Source organism: Paenibacillus taichungensis, from assembly GCF_047302525.1.
GTDB lineage: Bacteria > Bacillota > Bacilli > Paenibacillales > Paenibacillaceae > Paenibacillus > Paenibacillus taichungensis_B.
On record NZ_CP168020.1, the window covers coordinates 644982 to 667287 of the forward strand.

20 protein-coding genes are annotated in these 22306 nt (G+C 46.4%); 12 read left to right on the forward strand and 8 right to left on the reverse strand.

Annotated elements, in window-relative coordinates; all coding sequences use genetic code 11:
- The first annotated feature begins 36 nt into the window (after positions 1-36).
- From ACDJ58_RS03000 to ACDJ58_RS03030, 7 genes are all read left to right on the forward strand, one after another.
- Positions 37-1881, forward strand: coding sequence for an ABC transporter substrate-binding protein (locus ACDJ58_RS03000; RefSeq protein WP_413375363.1), 1845 nt, complete (start codon positions 37-39; stop codon positions 1879-1881).
- 95 nt (positions 1882-1976) lie between these two features.
- Complete coding sequence (locus ACDJ58_RS03005; RefSeq protein WP_024631276.1) at positions 1977-2975, forward strand: ABC transporter permease; 999 nt, start codon at positions 1977-1979, stop codon at positions 2973-2975.
- Positions 2976-2977: 2 nt separating this feature from the next.
- Positions 2978-4123 (forward strand): ABC transporter permease, encoded by a 1146-nt coding sequence (locus ACDJ58_RS03010; RefSeq protein ID WP_413375365.1) that lies wholly within the window; start codon positions 2978-2980, stop codon positions 4121-4123.
- Between the two features lie 32 nt (positions 4124-4155).
- On the forward strand, positions 4156-5196 hold the full coding sequence (locus tag ACDJ58_RS03015; protein ID WP_413375367.1) for an ABC transporter ATP-binding protein: 1041 nt from the start codon (positions 4156-4158) through the stop codon (positions 5194-5196).
- Positions 5196-6242 carry an ABC transporter ATP-binding protein gene (locus tag ACDJ58_RS03020; RefSeq protein ID WP_413375369.1) on the forward strand — a complete coding sequence of 349 codons (1047 nt, stop codon included), beginning with the start codon at positions 5196-5198 and terminating at the stop codon, positions 6240-6242. The genes ACDJ58_RS03015 and ACDJ58_RS03020 overlap by 1 nt, the downstream gene beginning before the upstream one ends.
- Positions 6243-6329: 87 nt before the next feature.
- Positions 6330-7361, forward strand: coding sequence for a LacI family DNA-binding transcriptional regulator (locus tag ACDJ58_RS03025; protein WP_413375371.1), 1032 nt, complete (start codon positions 6330-6332; stop codon positions 7359-7361).
- Between the two features lie 33 nt (positions 7362-7394).
- Positions 7395-7898: an MgtC/SapB family protein gene (locus ACDJ58_RS03030; protein ID WP_079697238.1), complete on the forward strand. Its 504-nt coding sequence runs from the start codon at positions 7395-7397 to the stop codon at positions 7896-7898.
- Positions 7899-8006: 108 nt separating this feature from the next.
- Here the strand turns inward: ACDJ58_RS03030 and ACDJ58_RS03035 are convergent, their stop codons facing one another.
- Positions 8007-8219 (reverse strand): DUF6366 family protein, encoded by a 213-nt coding sequence (locus tag ACDJ58_RS03035; RefSeq protein WP_413375373.1) that lies wholly within the window; start codon positions 8217-8219, stop codon positions 8007-8009.
- A gap of 121 nt (positions 8220-8340) precedes the next feature.
- The gene (locus ACDJ58_RS03040; protein WP_413375375.1) at positions 8341-8910 is read right to left on the reverse strand and encodes a hypothetical protein; all 570 of its coding nucleotides are present in this window, start codon (positions 8908-8910) and stop codon (positions 8341-8343) included.
- Positions 8911-9105: 195 nt separating this feature from the next.
- Here ACDJ58_RS03040 and ACDJ58_RS03045 point away from each other — a divergent pair, with 195 nt between their 5' ends.
- The 3 genes from ACDJ58_RS03045 to ACDJ58_RS03055 all read left to right on the forward strand — a co-directional run bounded on the left by ACDJ58_RS03045 (position 9106) and on the right by ACDJ58_RS03055 (position 11256).
- Positions 9106-10254: an effector binding domain-containing protein gene (locus tag ACDJ58_RS03045; protein WP_413375377.1), complete on the forward strand. Its 1149-nt coding sequence runs from the start codon at positions 9106-9108 to the stop codon at positions 10252-10254.
- A gap of 109 nt (positions 10255-10363) precedes the next feature.
- Positions 10364-10813, forward strand: coding sequence for a hypothetical protein (locus ACDJ58_RS03050; RefSeq protein WP_413375379.1), 450 nt, complete (start codon positions 10364-10366; stop codon positions 10811-10813).
- Entirely contained in the window at positions 10810-11256 is a 447-nt protein-coding gene (locus tag ACDJ58_RS03055; RefSeq protein WP_413375381.1) for a hypothetical protein, read from the forward strand. Before ACDJ58_RS03050 ends, ACDJ58_RS03055 begins: the two co-directional genes overlap by 4 nt.
- A gap of 98 nt (positions 11257-11354) precedes the next feature.
- Here ACDJ58_RS03055 and ACDJ58_RS03060 read toward each other — a convergent pair whose 3' ends face one another.
- The 5 genes from ACDJ58_RS03060 to ACDJ58_RS03080 all read right to left on the reverse strand — a co-directional run bounded on the left by ACDJ58_RS03060 (position 11355) and on the right by ACDJ58_RS03080 (position 18356).
- Positions 11355-12566 carry an alginate O-acetyltransferase AlgX-related protein gene (locus ACDJ58_RS03060; RefSeq protein ID WP_413375383.1) on the reverse strand — a complete coding sequence of 404 codons (1212 nt, stop codon included), beginning with the start codon at positions 12564-12566 and terminating at the stop codon, positions 11355-11357.
- A gap of 14 nt (positions 12567-12580) precedes the next feature.
- Positions 12581-14002 carry an MBOAT family O-acyltransferase gene (locus ACDJ58_RS03065; RefSeq protein ID WP_413375385.1) on the reverse strand — a complete coding sequence of 474 codons (1422 nt, stop codon included), beginning with the start codon at positions 14000-14002 and terminating at the stop codon, positions 12581-12583.
- Positions 14003-14119: 117 nt separating this feature from the next.
- Positions 14120-15271 carry a hypothetical protein gene (locus ACDJ58_RS03070; RefSeq protein ID WP_413375387.1) on the reverse strand — a complete coding sequence of 384 codons (1152 nt, stop codon included), beginning with the start codon at positions 15269-15271 and terminating at the stop codon, positions 14120-14122.
- A 17-nt stretch (positions 15272-15288) separates the two neighbouring features.
- The gene (locus tag ACDJ58_RS03075) at positions 15289-17568 is read right to left on the reverse strand and encodes a glycosyltransferase (RefSeq protein ID WP_413375389.1); all 2280 of its coding nucleotides are present in this window, start codon (positions 17566-17568) and stop codon (positions 15289-15291) included.
- A 383-nt stretch (positions 17569-17951) separates the two neighbouring features.
- On the reverse strand, positions 17952-18356 hold the full coding sequence (locus tag ACDJ58_RS03080) for a CBS domain-containing protein (RefSeq protein WP_024631266.1): 405 nt from the start codon (positions 18354-18356) through the stop codon (positions 17952-17954).
- Positions 18357-18503: 147 nt separating this feature from the next.
- Here ACDJ58_RS03080 and ACDJ58_RS03085 point away from each other — a divergent pair, with 147 nt between their 5' ends.
- Positions 18504-20594 (forward strand): penicillin-binding transpeptidase domain-containing protein, encoded by a 2091-nt coding sequence (locus ACDJ58_RS03085; RefSeq protein WP_413375391.1) that lies wholly within the window; start codon positions 18504-18506, stop codon positions 20592-20594.
- 104 nt (positions 20595-20698) lie between these two features.
- On the opposite strand, the gene ACDJ58_RS03090 is transcribed toward ACDJ58_RS03085, so the two are convergent.
- Entirely contained in the window at positions 20699-21454 is a 756-nt protein-coding gene (locus ACDJ58_RS03090; RefSeq protein ID WP_413375393.1) for a class I SAM-dependent methyltransferase, read from the reverse strand.
- Positions 21455-21728: 274 nt separating this feature from the next.
- Between ACDJ58_RS03090 and ACDJ58_RS03095 the strand changes: the two genes are divergently transcribed.
- Entirely contained in the window at positions 21729-22148 is a 420-nt protein-coding gene (locus ACDJ58_RS03095) for a VOC family protein (RefSeq protein ID WP_413379438.1), read from the forward strand.
- Positions 22149-22306: the final 158 nt, after the last annotated feature.

The following is a 22306-nucleotide window of genomic DNA, read 5'->3' on the forward strand; positions in this document are numbered from 1 at the left end:
GCATCTTCGTCTAACAACGAAAATGAGGAATCAACAGTGAAAGAACCTGTTGTTACGGACAACAGTGCCAAAGAAGCCCCGATGCTGACAAAGCTTGTCGATGAAGGTAAATTGCCTGCCCTGGCTGAGCGCCTGCCGGCTTCCAAAGACATTATGGTTGAAGAGGTCGTCGAGGAAATCGGGCAATATGGTGGAGATTGGAACATGCCTTGGACTGGTGTTCCTGATAAGTGGGGGATAGGCCAACCGACAGAGGAAGCGCTGTTCCGTTTTAACAAGGAAGGAAACAAGGTTGAGCCAAACGTAGCCAAGAGCTATGAAGTGAATGATGATTCCACCGTGTTTACCATCCATTTGCGAGAAGGCATGAAATGGTCTGACGGTGTTCCTTTCACTGCGGATGACGTTCTCTTTTATTGGGAGCATATGTTGACCAAAGAGACCTTTGGCAAAAAGATCTATGACGCTTATTATTCCGTTGACCCTGTTACCGGGGATAGAGCGTTGGCTGAAGTGAAGAAGGTGGATGACTACACGTTTACCGTAACTCACAAATATCCAAGTGTGCTCTTCCTGGAACGTGTGGCCATCGATAACAAATGGTTCTTCGCTCCTGCACACTTTCACAAAACCATCCTTCCTGAGTTCGTTGGGGATGCCAAAACACTGGAGATTACGAAGCAGTGGGGCTATGAAGATCCCAAAGTATTCTTGATGGAAACCGGGTATACGGATTGGCTGCATTACCAGATTCCTACACTCCGAGCATGGGTGCCAACCAATGATCCTAACGGCGATCAGTTTGTCATGGAGCGCAACCCGTACTACTGGAAAACAGATAAAGAAGGCAAACAGCTTCCGTATATTAACCGGATTGTAGCGACCAAGATTCAAGATCCGAGCCAAAAGGTACTTGGAACGCTTGCCGGTGATTACAACCTCGTGATCTTTGATTCCAAAGACTTCACGGTACTGAAAGAGAATGAGAAAAAAGGTGACTACCGTATTATCCCTTGGACACAACCAGCTTGGTCCAGCGCGGGAGTACAGTTAAACCAGACTACGGAAGATCCGAATCTCCGCAAACTGTTCCAGGACATCAAGTTCAGGGAAGCACTCTCCATTGGGGTGGATCGTAACCAGGTGTCTGAGATTGTCACCAGTGGACTGGGAGAGCCGATTCAAGCTTCCGTACCGGAAGGCGTAATGGGCTATCAGGAAGGGTGGGCCCAGCAGTGGGCGGAATACGATCCTGAACGCGCTAACCAAATTCTTGACGAGTTAGGTTTGAACAAGCGGGATAAAGACAACTTCCGTCTGAACCCTGACGGATCCGAGTTGACTCTTACCGTGATTGAGAATACGACCGATACAGCACCATTCCTTGAATTGCTTAAGAAATACTACGAGGATATGGGGCTGCGAACGAACCTGAAAGTGGTTGACGGAGGCACTCATTTTGATATGAAATATGCCAACAAGATTCCGATGACTACCGAGAATATTTCTGTCGTCAACGTAGCCTTCCGACCGGATACAATGGTTCCGCTCCGTGTTATCACACCATGGTTCGGCCATTACGGCTTATACAGCCAATCTGGCGGCAAGGAAGGTGTCAAGCCTGAAGGGGATGTCGCTAAGATCCTTGAGTATTGGGAAAAAGTGAAAGCAAGCAAGACACTGGATGAAATCAATCAGTATAGCAATGAGATTGTGAAACTGCACCAGAAGAATCAATGGGTAATCGGATATGCGGGACCAACTCCGGTGCTGATTACAGCCTCGAATAAAATTCATAACATCCCTACGGATCTCATCTGGTCCGATGAGTATCGCTCGCTGGGTCAAGGCCATCCGGCACAATTTTTCATCAAGCAATAGCTGGTGAAGCATTCAGGTAAACAATAGTGAGGAGGGGCTTATCCTTGCTATTGTTTCCTTTTGTATCATTCACGAGGTGCAGAGGAGAGGAATAGATGTTTGAATACATTTTAAAACGAATCCTGTTGGCCATTCCTGTTGTTGTTGTGATCTCCTTTATCGTCTTCTACATTATTCAATTGCCACCTGGCGATTACGTATCCTCCTACTCGGCCAAGATGTCCGCTTCCGGCGATATCATGACCCAGGCTGAGATGGATGACATGCGGGCGAATCTGGGGCTCGACCGGCCAATCTATGAACAATATTTCGTCTGGGTAAAGAAAATCATTCTGCATGGCGACTTTGGTTTCTCGTTCAACTATAACAAACCGGTGATGGCGGTGATTCAGCAGTATATGGGACTGACTCTGGTCGTCTCGCTGGTGACAATGGCCTTCCATTATATAATCGCGATTCCGGTTGGGATCTATACGGCGGTAAAGCAGTATTCTGCGGGCGATTATTTTTTCTCCGGCCTGAGCTTTATCGGAATGGCAACGCCCAACTTTTTGTTAGCCATTATTCTCATGTTCTTTTCCTATAAGTGGTTCGGTAATCCATTGCTCGGCTTATTCTCCAACGAATACGTGAATGCGCCGTGGTCCATGGACAAGGTAAAAGACTTAATGCAGCATATGGTGATTCCGGTTATTGTTATCGGACTTTCGGGTACTGCGGATTTGATTCGGATCATGCGGGGACAAATGCTAGACGAGTTGAACAAACCGAATGTCATTACAGCCCGCGCCAAGGGCTTATCAGAGATGCAAATCCTGTTCAAGTATCCGACACGTGCAGCCTTGAATCCTATTGTGAGTACCTTTGGCTGGTCACTGTCCTCCATCTTTACCGGCGCTACCATTACAGCAATCGTATTGAACCTGCCGATTCAAGGTCCAGTCATGCATAATGCATTGCTCGGTCAGGACATGTATCTTGCTGGAACCTTTTTATTGATCATGGCTTTGCTGACGGTTCTCGGAACACTGATTTCCGATATTTTGCTGGCTTGGCTTGATCCCAAAATACGTACAGAGTTCAGAGGATCCTAATTATGAGACCACTACCGTTATTTAAAGGTCAAAGGCCGGAAGTCCCCGTTACAACAGCACCCAAAGATACTGTATACAGCTCGCAGTGGAGGCTGATATACCAGAAATTCAAGAAACACAAGTTGGCCCGGATCAGCATGTACATTCTGGGCGCATTTTACATCATTGCGCTGTTTGCACAGTTTATCGCGCCGTATGGGCTGCAAAGCTATGACAGCAAATATGTTAATGCACCGCCAATGGGACTTCGATTTGTCGATGCTGAAGGCAAGTATCATATCAAGCCGTTTGTATATGAATTGAAGAGCGAGCGTGACCCCGAAACATTGCGTAAAATGTTTGTCCCGGATACCGAAAAAAAGCATTTCTTCAAGTTCTTTGTGAAGGGAGAAGAATATAAGTTTCTTGGCCTGATCCCCATGTCAACGCATTTGTTCGCTGTAGATGAGCCAGGGCGGATATTCCTGTTGGGTACGGACGGTATGGGTCGTGACCTGTTCTCCCGGATCGTGTTGGGCAGTCAAATTTCACTGAGCATTCCGCTGGTCGGCGTAGGCATTAGCTTTATCCTGGGCTTAATTATTGGAGGCATCTCTGGTTATTTCGGCGGCTGGATTGATTCCTTAATTCAGCGCATTATCGAAATCATCCGTTCCTTTCCGACGCTGCCGTTGTGGATGGCATTGTCCGCTGCAATTCCGCCACGTATTCCGGTAGTGACGATGTATTTATACATCGTTATCATCTTCGCTTTTATTGGCTGGACGGATCTGGCACGGGTGGTCAGAGGCAAGTTCATTTCGTTGAAGAATGAAGATTATGTAATAGCTGCAAAGATCGCTGGTGTAGGGGACGCAAAGATTATTGTCAAACACCTGCTGCCAGGCTTCATGAGTTATTTGGTCGTGGCAACAACCTTGGCGATTCCGAGCATGATTCTGGGTGAGACGGCTATGAGCTTTCTCGGTCTTGGCGTACGTTCGCCGGCAACCAGTTGGGGTGTGCTGCTTCAGGAGGCGCAAAAAATTGAAAATGTGGCCCTTTATCCATGGAAGCTCATTCCGCTCGCTTTTGTCATTCTGACTGTATTGACCTATAACTTCATCGGCGATGGCTTGCGAGACGCGGCTGATCCGTACAAAAAATAATTGTCAAAATACTAGGCAAGCGAGGGGATAGCATGGCAACTCAAGCTGTTGATAAGGAGCAACCTTTACTGTCCGTTCAAGACCTGAAGATTCGGATTCAGATGGAAAATGGCGTCATGAATGCCGTGGATGGAGTCGACTTCAATATATACAAAGGCAAAACCCTTGGGCTGGTAGGGGAATCGGGCTGCGGCAAAAGCCTGACAAGTCGATCGATCATCAGCATCAATCCCAAGGAATGTGAAACGAGTGGAACAATCACTTACAATTCCGACTCGGAATCGACTCTCCATGGTCTGAACCTTTTGTCTCTTAAGCCGACGGGCAAGCAGATCCGTTCCATCCGCGGCCGCAAAATCTCGATGATTTTTCAGGAGCCGATGACGGCCTTCTCACCGATGTATACCATTGGGAATCAAATCATGGAAGCGATTCGAATTCATCAGACGAGGAACAAGAAAGAGGCCAAAAACATCGCGTTAGAGATGCTAAGCAAAGTCGGGATTTCCGATCAGGCCAAGCGTTTCGATCAATATCCGCATGAATTCTCGGGAGGTATGCGTCAGCGGGCGATGATCTCCATGGCATTGTCCTGTAACCCCGAAATTTTGATTGCGGATGAGCCCACGACGGCGCTCGATGTGACTATTCAGGCTCAGGTATTGGAACTTATGAAAAGCCTGCAGGCGGAATTTGGCATGGCCATTCTGCTGGTGACCCATGATCTGGGTATTATCGCCGAGATGTGTGATGAGGTTGCGGTGATGTACCTCGGGAGAATTGTTGAGCAGGCTCCAATGAGGGAAATCTTCAACAATCCGAAGCATCCCTACACGAAAGGGTTACTTAAATCGATGCCCAGACTGGGAGGGAATAAAAGCAAACGGCTGGATTCCATCGAAGGTTCTGTTCCGATGCCGATCAACATGCCTCCAATGTGCGGATTCTATGATCGCTGCAAGGACAGGATTGAAGGTGTATGTAATCAACAAGCTGTGCCGAAAACCGCGATTTCCGACCAGCATATGGTCAGATGTTTCTTGTACGCGGACCAGAGAGAAGGAGAAGTATAATGACCAAACCCATTCTTGAAGTCCTAAATCTGAACAAAAGCTTTCAGGTCAAATCCAAAAAAGCCCTGTTCAAAAAGCCAAAACCCGTTCATATTCTGAACGAAATTTCATTTGAACTCCTTGAAGGGGAGACGCTCAGTATTGTCGGGGAATCCGGATGTGGAAAAACAACGCTCGGACGCTGTATCGTTAGAGGTGTGGATGCTTCTTCAGGCAGTGTAGTCTATCATGCGGAAGATGGAAAAGAAGTGAATTACCTAAACTTGAGGGGCAAAGAGATCAAGGCATATCGCAAGGACATCCAGATGATTTTTCAAGACCCGTATTCCTCACTCAGCCCCCGAATGAGCGTATTCGATATTATCGCTGAACCGCTGATTGCGAACTTTAAGCTGAGCAGGGCTGAAGTGGAGACGAAGGTGATGGAAATTGCTGAGAAAACAGGTCTGAATGTGAGTTACCTGAAACGTTACCCACATGCATTTTCGGGGGGACAGCGGCAGCGGATAGCCATTGCGCGTGCGCTGATTACACAACCCAGACTGATTGTCTGTGATGAAGCGGTCTCTGCTCTGGATGTATCGATTCAGGCTCAGATTATCAATCTGCTCAAAGATTTGCAGGAGCAATTCAAGATCACATATATCTTCATCTCGCATGATCTTTCCATCGTACAGAACATTTCCGACCGAGTAGCTGTTATGCATCTGGGCAGAATTGTGGAACTGGCAACAACGGAATCATTGTTCTCGAATCCTCAGCATCCCTATACGGAGGCGCTAATGTCAGCCGTGCCCCAACCGAATCCGGATTTTAAAAAAGAACGAATTATACTGGAGGGGGAAGTGCCGAATCCGGCCAATCCACCAAGCGGCTGTCATTTTCATCCCCGATGCTCGTATAAGACGGATAAATGCATCCAGCACGTTCCTGAACTCCGTGAAGTAGGATATAATCATTTTGCTGCCTGTCATTATGCAGAGCAGCTTCAGCTTCGCGGCGTTCCAATCGAGACTGAGGATGAGATTCAATCCAGGACATCCTAACCAACGACATGAACCTGACGATACCATCAGTCATCTTTGAACTCGCGAGGACGAAATCGAACTAGTGTTGAGGAGAGGTTGTTCCTAATGGCAAAGATTGATGATGTAGCCCGTCTGGCGGGTGTATCCAAGGGAACGGTATCCAACGTATTCAGCCAGAAAAGGCCGACGAGCAAAAAGGTAACCGAGAAAGTGATGCAAATCTCGAAGGAATTGAATTACGTGCCGAATCATATTGCAAGAAGCTTGGTCACCAAGAAAACAATGGCGATCGGGCTTACGATTCCGCACGGCAAATTCTTTTTCAGCGTGTTCCATAATCAGTTTATCAATGGTGTGATTCTGGAAGCTTCCAATTACGGATATCGGGTGCTTCTGGACATGATTGCTGCCGAAGAGGTGAAGACACCTTCGCTTGCGAGCTATCCTATTGATGGGGCCATTGTGCTGGGACCTACAGAAGAGGATGACCGGATCAATTTGCTGTATCAGCATGAAATTCCGTTCGTCACGATCGGCAAAATTATTAACAAGGGACTCCAGGGTGTTTCTACCGTCAATAACGATAATAAACAGGTTATCCGCGATATTTGCGATTATTTGCTTGGACTGGGGCATCGGAACATCATGTTTCTGAACGCTGGGGAGCAGATGACTGTTTCCATTGAACGTACGGAAGAATTCATCCGTGTGCTGCAGGAGCATGGTGTGATGGTCCAGCCCGGAATGATTCATTATAAACCGGGTATTCATTCAGACAAGTATATTAAATACGGTTATGATGAGACACTTCATAATGTGAAGAACCACACGGAGAGGGTTACGGCCATTATCGCAGACGACGACCGTACTGCATTTAGCGCCCTTAATGCCATCAACGACGCGGGTCTTCGTGTGCCAGAAGATATCTCTTTGTTTGTAATCTGCGGTGATCAATCCATGATGCACCAGGTAAGGCCTTCTTTGACGGGAATGGATCTGCAACCATCTGAGCTGGGTGTTCAGTCGGTAAGGCTGCTCATGAATAAGCTAGGTATTTTGGAAGGAACGTATGAGAATAACAGGATCGTGCCTAGCAAAATAATAGAGAGAAACTCTTGTTCCTCGATCAAGAATTAGCAAGAATGAGTTTCGGATGTAGTGAGGTTAAATATGATAACGTTTACATCCTGGATGGGCAATTCTGTACCTTTTGAATATTATGTTCGAATTCTGATCAGTGCTGTGCTCGGGCTGTTAATCGGATTCGATCGGACTCATAAGAACAAACCGGCGGGCGTAAAGACGTATACATTTGTCACGGTCGCTTCTGCACTGATTACAATCGTATCCATTGAGAGCGTTGAAGTGTACGGACAACTGCACAACCGAACGATGATGGATCCGATGCGTCTGGCGGCTCAAATCGTCTCTGGCCTTGGTTTTCTCGGAGCAGGGCTCATTATGAAGGCCGGATTTGAAGTGAAAGGTTTGACATCTGCAGCCATGATTCTATTTGCAGGTGGGGTCGGTATTGGCACGGGCGCCGGCTTCTACGGAATTGTGACCTTTTCGATGGCGGTGGCTTTCTTTTTCATCCGGGTTGGGGGTTGGATTGAGAAGTGGGAGCACAAGAAGCTGGTGGCAAAGGAAGAAAAGAAGGATTTGAGTGCTTAAATGGTTGAGTATTTTCTACAAACGAATAAGCGTATTCGATGGTAAGTTTTGAATACGCTTATTTTATTCAAATAGCGAAGAATGCATAGTTATCTCTATCCATCCTTATTAGAACACTAATTTATAAATTACATACCCTATGACCAATAATATAATGAGGATTCCGGTGCCTTTCCATCCCAAACCGCCAACTAAATCTGCGAAGCTTCCAAATTGAGCACGATTTATGCTATCACCGAACGTACCCATAGGGTTTCCCTTTAATTCTTCTTGTCTCAAACGTTCTCTTTTTTCTTCGGGTGTTTCTTCTCGAAAATCCATATAACCACCCCTGAAATTTGATTTTTTTGGTGAACTGAACCTATATTCAAAAAGAGCACAGGTGGTCCGAAGTAAGTCAGGAACGCTTTGTGCTCTTTGCTGTATTCAAATGATGTAGAAGTTATGGTTCGATGCTTAGATCGAAATCAGGCTCACACATATAGTCGATCGGGTAGAGATCATCCCGCGCGGAGATTAATGCACGAAGGTGCAAGTAACGATTATGGGGTTGCACCACAACACCACCGACAGAATAGGGGACAAGTTCAGTTACGACGAAAACATCCTCTGCATTATTACATTTGAAGATTACGTTGTTCGGATTACACACTTCCTCCATATAACTGTAGGTCATGACATGGAAGGAATGACCTTTCCAATTCGTCTTAATCACTTTATAGGACTGTGTCCGTACAAGATCAAGGTAACGATCCAGTGCAAAGGTATGCTCGAACTGGGTGATATACCCCTTTTTATCCACATCAATCGTAAATTCCACATCATAGCTTACGTGAAACTCTTCCTGGTACGTTCCCTTCATCACCTTCATCGCATCAAAGTAAGAACCGAATTCAGGATCATCCACATAGGGAATGGCAATGAGTTTAGGATCAACATGATGAGAAATCTCGCTGTTGCTGGAAACACCCATATTAAACTTGGTAGGCTGAAGGTCAATTGACCCAATCATGCTCCTGGGGAAACCGGGACTGCAACTTATTCGCATAGTCATCTCCTTCGTTGTTAGTCAATCATTAGACGAAAGAATGAAGGTAAAGTTGCACCAGAATAAGGAAATTGAGGTTGGTTATGCATGAACCCATTTCCAATCGTCTTGCTCTTTTGATACAGTATTTATAGTAAAACCCGGGAGGATATATTGTATATGGAACAATCGCTTCAGGAACTGCTGCGCAATGCGCGTGCGGAGGAGAATACCTTTTTGTACATGTTGCACGAGGAAGCGCGCATCGACCAGTTGTTATTCTGGAAGTATGTGAACAGTATTGTGGAATTGACCCGTCTTACCGCAGCCCAGCCGTTGGATCGGGAAATGGCGAGCGCCGTTAGCTTCACGTATTCCAAAATCATGGAGCATCTGCAATGGCATCATTCGGATCGGGACGTGTACGAGATCCAACAGTTTCCCTATGAATATGCAAATCTCATGGTGGATCGTCTGGGCAGAGTGGTTGATGGTTTCTTTAAGGGCATCGTGCTGGAAGAAGAGAGATTTGACGAGGAGTTCCCTAATCCGACCTCCACAGGGGAAATGGCAGAAGAGCAACCAGCCGTTTTGCAGCTGGGATATTATAAACAAAATACGAATGTGTACGCGATCGGTTTCCGAGAGGAAGATGGGACGTACCGAATTGTTTTGAACGAAGAAGAGGATAGGGAGCTTTTTGATTCCAAGCTGAGCCGCCGAGAGGTGGAGGGAACGTATCTCTTCATGGCTCCGGATGCCAGCAGTGCTCACCAATTATTTCATGAATGGGTGATGGGCAACCACACTCCATATCGTTCTGCACTTGATCTGAAAGGAGCCCATTCTATGAATGTGAAAGATAACTTGATTGAACAGCAGTCCCTAACTTTCGTAGGCATCAAAAGAACGTTCTCTTGTGTGGATGGCGAGAATTTGAGAGAGATTCCAAAGATGTGGCAGGAAGCTTTGGCGGACGGAATAGAAAATCGTTTAAACGAGTTTAATAACGGGGCCGTCTCCGGTTTGGTCGGCATTTGTATAGATCAGAGGGAATTACACAGCGATCAAATGGAATATTGGATCGCAACCTCACACTCCGGGGAAGTGCCTGAGGGTTTGTTCTCAATAGAGATTCCCGCGTCCCACTGGATGGTGTTTGAAGCCAATGAATTGGCGCCAGAAGCGATACAACGTTTGTGGAAGTATATTATGAGCGAATGGTTCGGAGCCACTCCTTACAAGCATGCGGGAATTCCGGAACTTGAGGTATACCGAGGTCAGGGTCTTCCTCCTCAAGTATGGATACCTGTTAAACCTTTGTCGTGATTTAACGGATAACAGGCCAGGTTATATCGTTATATAGATAAATATAAACTAGTACCAGAGGGTTTACTCATCATGGCTGCAGCATGTTCTATTCATTAGGAGGCTTAATATGTTATCCAATAAAGTGGTTGATTATTGTCAAAATCAGGGCTGGTGGCATGAAGATGTGCCAGCAGAGTATGAAGAAGGTTTACGTAAACTGGGTATTGATCTTGAATCTGAGTTTGCTCATTTTTATTTGCATGCTGATGATGGTCCGACATTTTACAGCAGACATCAGGAGATCTATCAGATCTGCTGGGTTATGGAAAACACCGTATATTTGGAGGACATGACGGTGGCTCAACTCACGTTGGGATTGCCAGAAGCCTACATACCGCTGGACAGCTTTGAGGGCGAGGGTGGATTCTTTTATAACCGCCAAACGGGAGATGTGGCTCTGGTGGAGCTTGGTGAATCGATCGAACGTTTCCTGAGCGGTGAAAGTAAACCGCAGTGGGCGAGCTTCAATAACTTTCTGGAATGGTATTTCGAACTGGAGAAGGAGGTTACGGAGTGAAAGATTTGACGCCGGAGCATCCCGAACTGGAGAGACAAATTATCGAAACGGTAGAAGCAGGCAATGTTCTCGATGAAATGCAGCAGCATGAGCAGGCCCTGATCTATTATGATCAGGCTTGGTGGATGTTGCCCGAGCCGAAGACCGACTGGGAAATAGCAAGCTGGATCGCTTCCTGTCACGTGAATGCACATATGGATCTGGCGCAGTACGCACTGGCGAAGCCGTGGGCTGAAATAGCACTGCAAACCCGAGGTTCGGATATTAACACCGGGCCGTGGATTGAACTGGGTATAGTCTGCATGAGGCTAGAGCAGCATGATGAGGCTTTTGCTAATTTGGATCTGGCGTATTCATATGGCCAGGAAAGAGCGTTTCAAGGCAGCCCGCGTGACGTTTTGCAATATTATAAGGAACAGAAGGCGAAGCGTGAACGAAACTGATTCTATTGGATTAAAAAAAAGGTACCCTGTCTGCCAGATCATTGGCTGTGGGGTACCCTTTCTTTCGACTTTATATAGATGAATGATCCTTCACCGGGTTAATCTTTCGATCCGTAAGGGAAAAATTCATCTACGAGATCCTGCGGCGATATGGACACAAAGACGTGATCTAGGTCGGTTTTGCTGGCGAAATCCACGATGTCTCCCGTATAATACCGTGGATCAATCAGGTAAATCTCAGACACGACGGTCGACAGGAAGGAGATCATCGGCACTGCGAGAGAGTCCTTGATGAACAGCACCCTGAGTCCGTTCGGTTTGTCTTTGTTCACCACATGAACGATTCCCTGATTTCCGTACAGGTACGTAAAGTACTTATCAGAGGTTAGATCATAGGTAGCTCCTTGCACATTCAGCGGATAGGTCGTAAGTAGAGCATCCTCAAAGCGTCCGTTCAATGTGGCTTCCGTCTCGCCGGTCTTGAAATAGAAGGAATAGTCCGTTTTGAACTTCGGATAAATCAGGTCAAAGTCATCGTCACCAGCAAAGTATTTCCCAGCTTTTCGACCCTGTGATCCAATGAAAATATCCTGATACGGAACCACATTATAGTTATTTAAGTCCGTGAAATAATGTTCCGGGTCCAGCGACTTGTCGTACATGCCGTCCAGATGATTCACGAGTTGGCCAAAGGCCCAGAACGCGGTCTTGATTTTCCAGTGGTGATCTGTAGTGAAAAAGAGATCCTTTGCCGGAATGCCACTTTCCAACAGACCTTCACGCAGATCCACCGTATCGATGCCATCCTGCTGGAGATTGGCCAGAAAGCCATCGGCTGTTTCGTTGTTATAATTGTAAGGAATGCCTTCCGGGAACTGCGTATACCCACGTACGTATTTGTCTGGTGTCATCACATAGGTCAGCTTCGTTTTGGGGCCCAATTGTGCTCCCAGCGCAGCAACCCGATCCGACAGTTCTTTCGTATCCGTCGGCCCTGTAGCAAAGTAGGTATAGTGCAGCTTGCCCTCCATGTCTTTTACGACCTCGAAGTTGTTCTCCTCGTTCTTCCACATGAGTGACTGCATATATCCGTACGCTTCGACGAAGCCGAATTTCTCAAAAACATGTTCATTAATGTCGTCATCCAGTTCGTGAATCAGTTCTTTGGCTTCAGAATAATGATAGTCCGCTGAAGCCAGCGTCTTTTGGATCGGCCCGAAGGACTGGATAATATTCAGAACAGAGAATGTCACGAGCACGAGAATGAAGAGGAAAGCCGTGATTCTCTTTTTGGCAAAAAAGTTGTGCATGCTTGTGCCTTCTCTCAGAAATTGAAATATATAAACGGATTGTATGTACCTTTGACCAGATACGATACACAGACCAGAAATAAAACGATGATCGTGACCGGGTACACCAGTTCCAATGGTTTGCTGAAACGTGCGCCGTCGACCATCAGTTTGTTCATTCGCGTGGCAATCGGCATACAGAACAGAATGCCCAGAATGAAGAAGAGCGCGTATTCCTTCAGGAACATCCAAGTCGTTTCGCTCCAGAATCCATTACCGTACAGTCCAAACATGTTGCCCAGATAGTTGCCAGCTTGCAGCAAATCCGGTGAACGAAAGATCACCCACCCGATGACCACAATGAACATGGCATAGAGATGCCGCAGCGGGTTGAAGCGTGTACCTTTATCAAAGTTAGAGATTTTCTCCAGCGCAATGAATGCGAAGTTAATTAATCCCCAGACTACAAATGTCCACTCCGCACCATGCCACACGCCAGTCAGTCCCCAGACGATGAGCAGATTGCGAATCATTTTATCCTTGTTAGTGACACGTGATCCTCCGAGCGGGAAATAGACATATTCCTTGAACCAGGTGCCCAGCGAGATATGCCAGCGGCGCCAAAATTCAGTGATGGACCGGGAGATGTACGGATATCTGAAGTTCTCTTCTAACTTGAACCCGAACATGAGGGCGAGACCAATCGCCATATCGGAGTATCCTGAGAAATCAAAATAAATCTGCAACGTATAGGCGATGGCTCCAAGCCATGCCAGACTTGCCGGAATATCCGAGGTGCCACCCATACTAAAGATGTGATCGGCGACAATCGCCATGCTGTTGGATAACAGCACCTTTTTACCCAGACCCACAATGAAGCGGCAGCAGCCCAGTGCGAACTTGTCCCAACTCTCCTTACGGTTGACCATCTGATCCGCAATTGTGTTATAGCGCAGAATCGGTCCGGCAACGAGCTGAGGGAAGAAGGAAATATAAAGCGCCACATAAAAGAGGTTTTTCTGCACGGCACCATGTCCACGATACACATCGATGACGTAGGAAATTCCGTGGAAGGTGAAGAACGAGATTCCTAGCGGTAACGCAATATTCGGAATATTTAATCCAAAGCCGGTATTTTCATTCATAATACGCAGTGCAAAAGCCATGTATTTAAAGACGAACAGCATACCTAGATTGACGATAAGCATCAATGTAATGATGATGTAAGCGGCATTCCGTCGTTCTCTGAACTTGTCCACAAGCAGGGCGAAAATATAGTTGAAACAGATGGAGGCCAGCATGATGAGGACAAACCACGGTTCACCCCATGCATAGAAGAACAGGCTGGCAACCAGCAGCAGCATGTTTTTGGCCGTAACCGAGAATCTCAGTATGTAATACAGCCCCAGCACAAGCGGCAGAAAATAAAATAGAAAGATTACACTGGAAAAGAGCACTGCCTTTCCTCCTTGAGGATCATATAAGGGAGCACGTTGTATCTATTGATGCAACAGGCTCAAGTAAAACAGACAGACACCCGCATCTCAGGATGCGAGTTAGTCTGCAAGGGTCGTTTACATGCGAAAAGGTCGCCGTGCCTGTCGATCATCCCGGGAACGTCGCTTTCTGGCGCCCTGGGTATTCCGTTGTCTTCTCCACATCCAGTAGAGGACGAGTCCATGGATTCCGGCAGCTATTAACAAGAGTCGAATAAACCATCCCACCGATGTTTTCATCAGTGGGTCCGCAGGACTGAGCACTTTGGTAACGTCAGATGGGTCAGGAATAGAACGTGGCGTTCCGTCTTTCTCCTGAACATTCATGGCCGAAGAGCGATCCAGCATGACGGTCTTTGTCAGATTCCATTTGTCATTCACAAGTGCACGTATGGTGGCTCGCTCAGCATCGACATCGGTATGAAGCGTCAGCAGTCCATCCGGTGTAATGGATACTCCCTGTACGGGGGTGTCGAGCTGGAATTTTACATTGGGCTTTTCTTCTGAGAAGGATTCAACACCGTATTGGACAATGGATTCCCCAGCTACAGGCTTCACCACACGTTCGTCACCAGTCATTTGCAAGGTGGTGAGCCCGTTCTCCACCACAGCTTGCTTCTTGGATAACGGCTTGATATTGCCGATGCGGAAGCTTAGCTTGGCGTTTTCGGGAGTTGTGGTTGTAATGCCCCAGCCAATGACTTTACCCAAATTCACCTGGCCTGCCGTGCTGGCCTTGTCCTGGACCATTAGGCTGGAAAAGGGGATGCGGATCTGTCCGACAAACCCCGGTTCCAACGCGATCAGGCCGGATATCGGGCGAACCAGTTCAGCCTGTCCGGTTGATTTCTCGACTACGATGACGTTTCGATCATCAGACACAGTAAGGGAGATTTTATCCGCTCGGGTCAGTACGATATTAAGAGGCAACTTTCGGTCCGATTCATTGCGGATGGAGAAGGTCAAAGCCCCATAGCCTGACCAGTCTCGATTCTGCAGCTCATAGACGTAAGCCGAATAGTATCCTTTTTTGAGCCCCTGCGTGGAGGTCTTAATCTGAATACTGCCTTTGTTATCAACGCTGGCGTCTACCTTGGCTCCGTTGTTCCATTCATGGAGTGTATTCCCACTCACCTTGAGCTGCTCTGCCTGAACAGCCTGTATGGGATACACGTTCCATAACACAACAAGACTGGCGACAAGCGTCAGTTGTTTCCACTTCTTGATCATGCTTTCTTGCCTCCGCTCTATAGATAAGCCATCTCGTTCAGTTCGTCTGGAGAGATGTTGTTCTTGCCCTGGGATGCAGGGCCTGTTTTACCCAACTGGCTATGTTCCTTATTCCACTGTTTCAGCAGAGCTTCCAAGGTTGGCATCTGATGGTTGCGAGCAATATCTCGAATATTGGTCACACGGTACAGATCGCCTCGTTTGTCACGCAGGGATTGCACCCACACGCATTCCAGTGAGATGTCTTCGCCAAGCGGAAGTTGGATCTTATTGACCAAATCATGAGACTCCATCTCCACGAGGACGAATTCATAGTTGAAATCCAGCAAGGTCACGATTCCATGATCTGGCGTTTTCAATTCGCGATTTAGCGCAATTCGAGCCAGCTTCCGGTTGGACATGAACTCACTTTGACCCCGACGTACAAAATTCAGGCGAATGTCTTCAAATGTACTAATATCCTTGTCCAGCTTCTGAGGCAGTGTAGGTTCGCGATCATAGATGATGTGCAGCAGCTGGCGCTGCTCTTGTTCCTTGATATCCTTAACCGTAAAAGCATATTTCCAACGGTTTCCGATTGAAGCGACATGTATCACCTTGCCTGTAAACTCGCTTGAATATCGATCATTCACCAGTTTAATGCCAATCTCCATATCACTTGGAATGTACTTCGGTGTATCCAGCATGACGGAAATGCCGCCTTCCGAGAGATCGTGGGTGATGCAGGAGATGGTCTCACCTTCCGTTGTGAGCGTGCAATCCACGGTAGCCATTGAGCGCTCGTGATTGCGGAACACTTTGCGTCCAGCCAGGAAGAAGATCGACATCATGATGTTGTAGAAATTAATCAACAACCAGTACAGTACAACGAGGAAACCAATCGTTCCCTGACTGAATGTCCAATGAATACAATTCACGATTCCGATAAGGGACAGTACCGCCAGAATCAGATGAGGAATCATCTGTTTAATTTGATAGTTCCGATCATCATTTTGCGCACCGTCTTTGCGGGTAACGACGAATTTATTCATCGTGATGCCCAGAGTTTCCAGAATGACGGCGGGCAGAAGGGAAGGGAACAAAATGGTCTCATATACATTGGTCCATTTGGTGGTCCGAATATTGCCTGATAACATCCGTAGACAGGTGTTGGTCAACAGATACATCGGCAACCAGAACACGAGAATCTCCAGAATGGTACATTTCACAACCAGAACGCCGAACACGGCAAACAGTATGGGTGACATGATGTACAGCAGTCGTTTTAACCCGGAGTACCAGTAGGTAATGGAAGAAATGTAGTTCAGTTTTTGCGCAAAACTAAGTCCTTTTTTGAAGAGAAGGTTCATTTTTTTACCTGTCTGGATACAACCGCGCGCCCAGCGCTGACGCTGTTTGATCAGACTTTTCAGATCACCGGGAGCAAGTCCGGAGGCCAGTACTTTATTGGTAGCGAAGCAGCGATACCCTTTGCTCTGCATTTCAATACCAGTGGCAAAATCCTCTGTAATGGAACCGGTATAGAAACCGCCGACGTCTTCCAGTGCCTGTCTGGAGAGTACAGTATTTGTTCCGCCATAGATGACGGAGTTGGATTTGTTGCGACCCACTTGTACGTCTCGATAGAAATAATCCTGTTCATTCGGTATCCGGTTCTCGGAGTACAGATTGTACTGGAACTGATCGGGATTATAGAAACTCTGTGGTGTCTGCACAAAACCAATTTTTTCTCCGGTCAGAAAATAGGGAACGCACGACGTCAGAAAATCATGTTTCGGAATCATGTCTGCATCAAAGGTGACGATTAGCGGGGAAGACGTATGCTTCATGGCATTGTTTAGGTTACCCGCCTTGGCATGTACATGCTCTGTTCGCGTAAGGTAGTTGATGCCCAGATGAGCAGCCAGTTCCCGCATCTCGGGACGATTGGAGTCATCACACAGATGGATATGTACTTTGGAGCGATCAGGATAATCCATATTCAGGCAGCCATTAATCGTTTTGAACAGAAGCGAAGTGGGTTCATTATAAGTTGCGATAAATACATCCACATCCGGATATAAGGCTTCGTCAACAACGGGAAGTTCGGGATATTCGAGCCGGGTCATATTGTAAAAATGGACGGCCAGTTCGAACATACCTATAAGTTCGACAATGAGGAGGGCAAGACCTGCGGTTACGGCGAGAGGGCCATGTCCGAAAGGAATGGTGAAAAATGTACGCCAAATGACGTAAATACAAGACATAATCACAGTAGCTGTGACAAGTATCTTGTTGCGTGTACTTAAGTAGTTCAAGTGAATACCTCTTCCTGATTTTTCTGAGTAGTGCCTATCGGAATAAAAAGAATGTGATCATTGTACTAAACGATTCTGAACAAATTCTGAAAAAAGAGATAGGACCTCGAAAAATATAGAACCATCGGTTCAATTTTCGATGGTTAATTTTGTTGTATCATAATAATTATTGTAGTTATTTGTCGAAATTTGCGCAATATGTTTATTTGTTTTTTCGCAAAGATGAAAGTGGGGCCAGATGTTATCTGAAAACACAAAAATGACGAGCCCAATGTGCAATGTCATTAAGTTAAGTAACTTAGTGATATTGCCCCAAGGACTCGTCATTTCTGTTTCAGTCTTCTGCCATTGTGATCAGCAAAAGGCATATATTCATTTCAAATTTAGTCGGAGATGTTGCGCGTATAATACTCAATAATATCCTTGCGACGGATAATACCTAGGAAGACACGGTCCACATCCACCACAGGCACAAAGTTTTGGTCTGCTGCCAGCGTCAGCATATCCTCCATTTCTGCCTTAATAAAGACACATTCATTATATACACGGTTGTCGATCTCGTGCACCTGGACCTGATCCATCGTCTCAAATGTCAGTCCGGGGGTGCTCCGCATTTTCCATAACAAATCGCCTTCGGACAGGGTGGCAACATATTTTCCATCCTGGTCAATCACGGGAATGGCGGTATAATGCTGCAATTCAAGCTGCTCGATCGCATCTTTCATGGAAGCGGAAGACTTGATATAGGCCACTTCGGCTTTGGGGAGTAAAAAATAGCTGATTTCCATCATCGGGCTCCTTTACTGTAATCTCACTCTCCTTATTTAAACATATTATGTGAGCTTTCGGCTATTTTTAATGATAAATTCGTCAGATTTGTTCCATTGTTTAATTGAGGCTGGAAATCTATAGTGTATATTAGAGGTGATATGATCATGAAATCGAAACGTAAAATTATTTATGGACTGCTTCCCATCTTATTTGCCGGTGGAATCGGAATGTACTTATACATGCAGAATAGCAAAACAGAGGAAGTAAAGCCCGAGGTAACCGCTAATCAGTACATAGAGCATTTGCAAAAGAAAGAATTCGATCAACTGTATACCTTGATGACGCCTGCTTCATTGAAAGAGTCCGGCATGAACCGTGAGCAATTTGTGGAAAAATACAACGCAATCTATTCGGGTATGGAGGTTTCTGCGATTAAGGCAGAATTGGAACCGAAAGTAAACGAAGAGACCACGGACGGCACTGGTAATGAAAATAAAAACCAAAACCAAAACCCGGATGCCTATGAAGTGGACTACAGTCTGCAGTTAACGACCTTCCTGGGGGAAGTGGACGAGACACATACACTGAAACTGGTGCGTGAAGAGCTTGAGGAGGGTGGCAAAGTCTGGCGGATCAACTGGAAGCCATCCATGATTCTGACTGACATGGTCAAGGGAAGCAAAGTTCGGGTGAGAACCCTTTTCCCGGAACGTGGAGACATTGTTGATCGTGAAGGGATGCCCCTCGCAACAAAGGGAAATATATATGAATGGGGCATCATACCTGAGAAGCTGGGAGAAAATCCGGAGGCGATGATCGCCCGGATCGCGGAGCATTACAAAGTAACAGAAGCTATGATCAACACCGCGCTTGCACAGAAATGGGTGAAGCCAGAATATTTTGTTCCGATTGCTTCGACAGAGGACTCCCGGGTGCCTACAGCATTGGCTGGTGTGCAAGTTCAATCCAAGGAAATACGATATTATCCTCTTGGTGAGGCTGCTGCTCATTTAATCGGTTATGTGCGCAAGGCCACCAAGGAAGATTTGGAGAAAGATACGGAAGGCTATTATCGTGCGGAAGATTGGATTGGCAAAGCCGGACTGGAGCAATCACTGGAGAAACAGCTTCGCGGCGAACGAGGTGGCCTGATCGAGATCACCGATGAATCTGGAAACACGCGCTCTGAGCTTATTCGCAAGGATGCAGTGGATGGACAGAATATTCAACTGACGATCAGCTCCGAGCAACAGCGTAAGTTGTATAAGACACTATCCAGTGGTGGTGACGCTGGTGCGATGGTGCTGATGAACCCAACAGATGGTAACCTGCTGGCACTGGTTAGTGCGCCTGCCTATAATCCGAACAAGATGGTTACGGGACTGACACAGGCAGAGTGGGATGCCTATTCAGCAGATGAGAAGCTTCCTTTTATCAATAGGTTTACGAATCGCTATGCACCGGGTTCAACCTTCAAAGCCATTACGGCAGCGGCAGGTCTGATGGAGAAGGTTACCACAGCTGATAAATCGCATGATATCTCTGGTCTGCAATGGCGTAAGGATGAGAGCTGGGGCGGTTACTATGTGAAGCGTGTGAAAAGTGTATCCCCGGTGAACATGGTAGATGCGCTGGTCTACTCGGACAATATTTATTTTGCGAAGGAAGCTGTTGAGATGGGCAGCGCCAAGTTCATAGATGGCATCCAGAAGTTCGGTTTTGGAGACAACTTTGGACTAGACGAACTATATTTGAAACCAAGTCAGTATGCAAACGAGGCTCATCTTGATCTGTCATCCGAGGTGCTGCTCGCTGACACATCCTATGGACAGGGAGAAATGTTGATGTCGCCAATCCATCTGGCGTCGTCCTTCACCCCTTTTATTAATGAAGGAAAAATGGTGAAGCCTGTACTGATAGAGGAAAAGGAAACCGCCGAACCGGAAGTTGTGATTACGCCTGAAGTCGCAAATACGGTGAAGGATGCCTTGGGCGAGGTCGTGACCCGATCGGGAGGAACGGCCCATTCCTTGAACTCACTTCCTGAAGGACTGGCGGCTAAGACAGGGACTGCGGAGCTGAAGGCCAAGAAGGGGGAGAAAGGACAGGAGAACGGTTTTGTCGTGGTGTTTGATACTGAATCACCATCCTTCCTTATAGCCGCGGTCATTGAACAAGTGAACGGAAGAGGCGGCAGTCATTATGTTTTGGATAAATTAAAGCCTTTCCTGGAGAAAAAGGGAGTAACGCAGTAATTGGATTGCGATTTACGATGTATCTTTAGTATTTGAAGAGCCCATCCACCATTCATGTTACTAAAATGGCGGATGGGCTTTAATTTGCCTTTATGTTATAAGATTTATTTCCGAGCAGTCAGCATAAAACGTGCCGAGTTCGTTCGAATCCCTTTATCGCAGCGATTTTGCTCAACAAACTGTTGGAAACGCTCTAAGTCGTATTCCTTCTCTCCAAAACCGGGAATGATCGGTGCATGAGTCAGCAGGAAAAGCAGATCATCAGGCGTGGCGTAATATTCTGTTGCATTATATTCGTGTGCCTCAATGTCACGAAAACCCGCTTCGCGAAGTTCACGTTTGTATCGTTCCATTAATGTGCCAGGCTGAACGCCCAGCGATTGTCCACGGTCAAAAGCCTTGGAGATATTACATTTATCATTTTCATTGACTTGTTGGGTAAGGAATACACCGCCATCAGCCAATACCCTGAATACTTCTGTAGCGCAGAAGTCGCAGTGTCTGGAGGACACCACATTAAAGAATTGATCCGGAAATGCCAGTTGTTCTGCATTCATATTTACAAAACGGACATTCGAACGGGAACCAGAGGCCTTGAGATTACGCTGGGCAGTCTCAATCATTCCCTGGGAAAGGTCGATTCCAACCAATAACAGTGCAGGATGCGCGATGGAAAGAACAGCTTCTCCACCACCTGTACCAATATCAAGTATTAGATCAGACGGTTTGGTGCAGCGTGTAACTTCCTCGTAGAAATTCCATTCGATGCCCTCTGAAGTCACTTTCAGGGAGCTGAAGTCCCAGCCATTCAATCGACCAATACGTTCGTAAAAAGTAGTATAATCCATCTTTTTCTTCATTATATGATTCCTCCAATGTGAGTTCTTGATTCTAGACAGATGTTGTGCAAAATCGTTACGATTAGATGCCGGACAGGCTCAAAAAGGGCAGACGTGTCCCATGTTAGCTGGTACGCGTTTTGACCCAGCCCAAGGACTAATTACTTCGAACGATTCGGAACGACATCCGTGTCACCTCACAGTTTGGAATATCGTTATTATAATGAATTGACAGCGTATACGCGAGATGTTATTTTGAGGTGAAATCCATTCTATTAGATTGAGGTGATCGATGGTGGCTGTTCGCGCTAAGCAGATTTTTGTTAATTTGCCCGTTAAGGATTTAAAGAGGTCCGTTGATTTTTTTACCAAAGTAGGGTTTGAGTTCAATGTGAATTTTACAGACGAGTCTACGACTTGCATGATCATTGGAGACAACATCTATGCGATGCTGCTGGTGGAGGATCGTTTTCAATCTTTTATTTCGAAAAAAATATCCAATGCAGCGGACACGGCGGAAGTCATCGTAGCCTTGTCGGTGGATAGTCGTGAACAGGTCGATCTGATTGTACAAGCTGCCCTGGATGCTGGCGCCAAGCCTTATAACGATCCTCAAGATCATGGGTTTATGTATGGGTGGAGTTTTCAGGACCCGGATGATCATCTATGGGAAGTTTCCTATATGGATCTAAGTAGCTTTCCTACGCAAGAATAGAATACATTTGTCAGTGCCTTCCTATTAACAGGGAGGCACTTTTTGCATTCATTTATCCCAGTAACATATGGTGTAATTTACCTTTTTACTATATGATAAGTGTCGATTCATGTAAAAATAGCATAGTATACATACGTTCTTTTTGATGGAGGGATCAG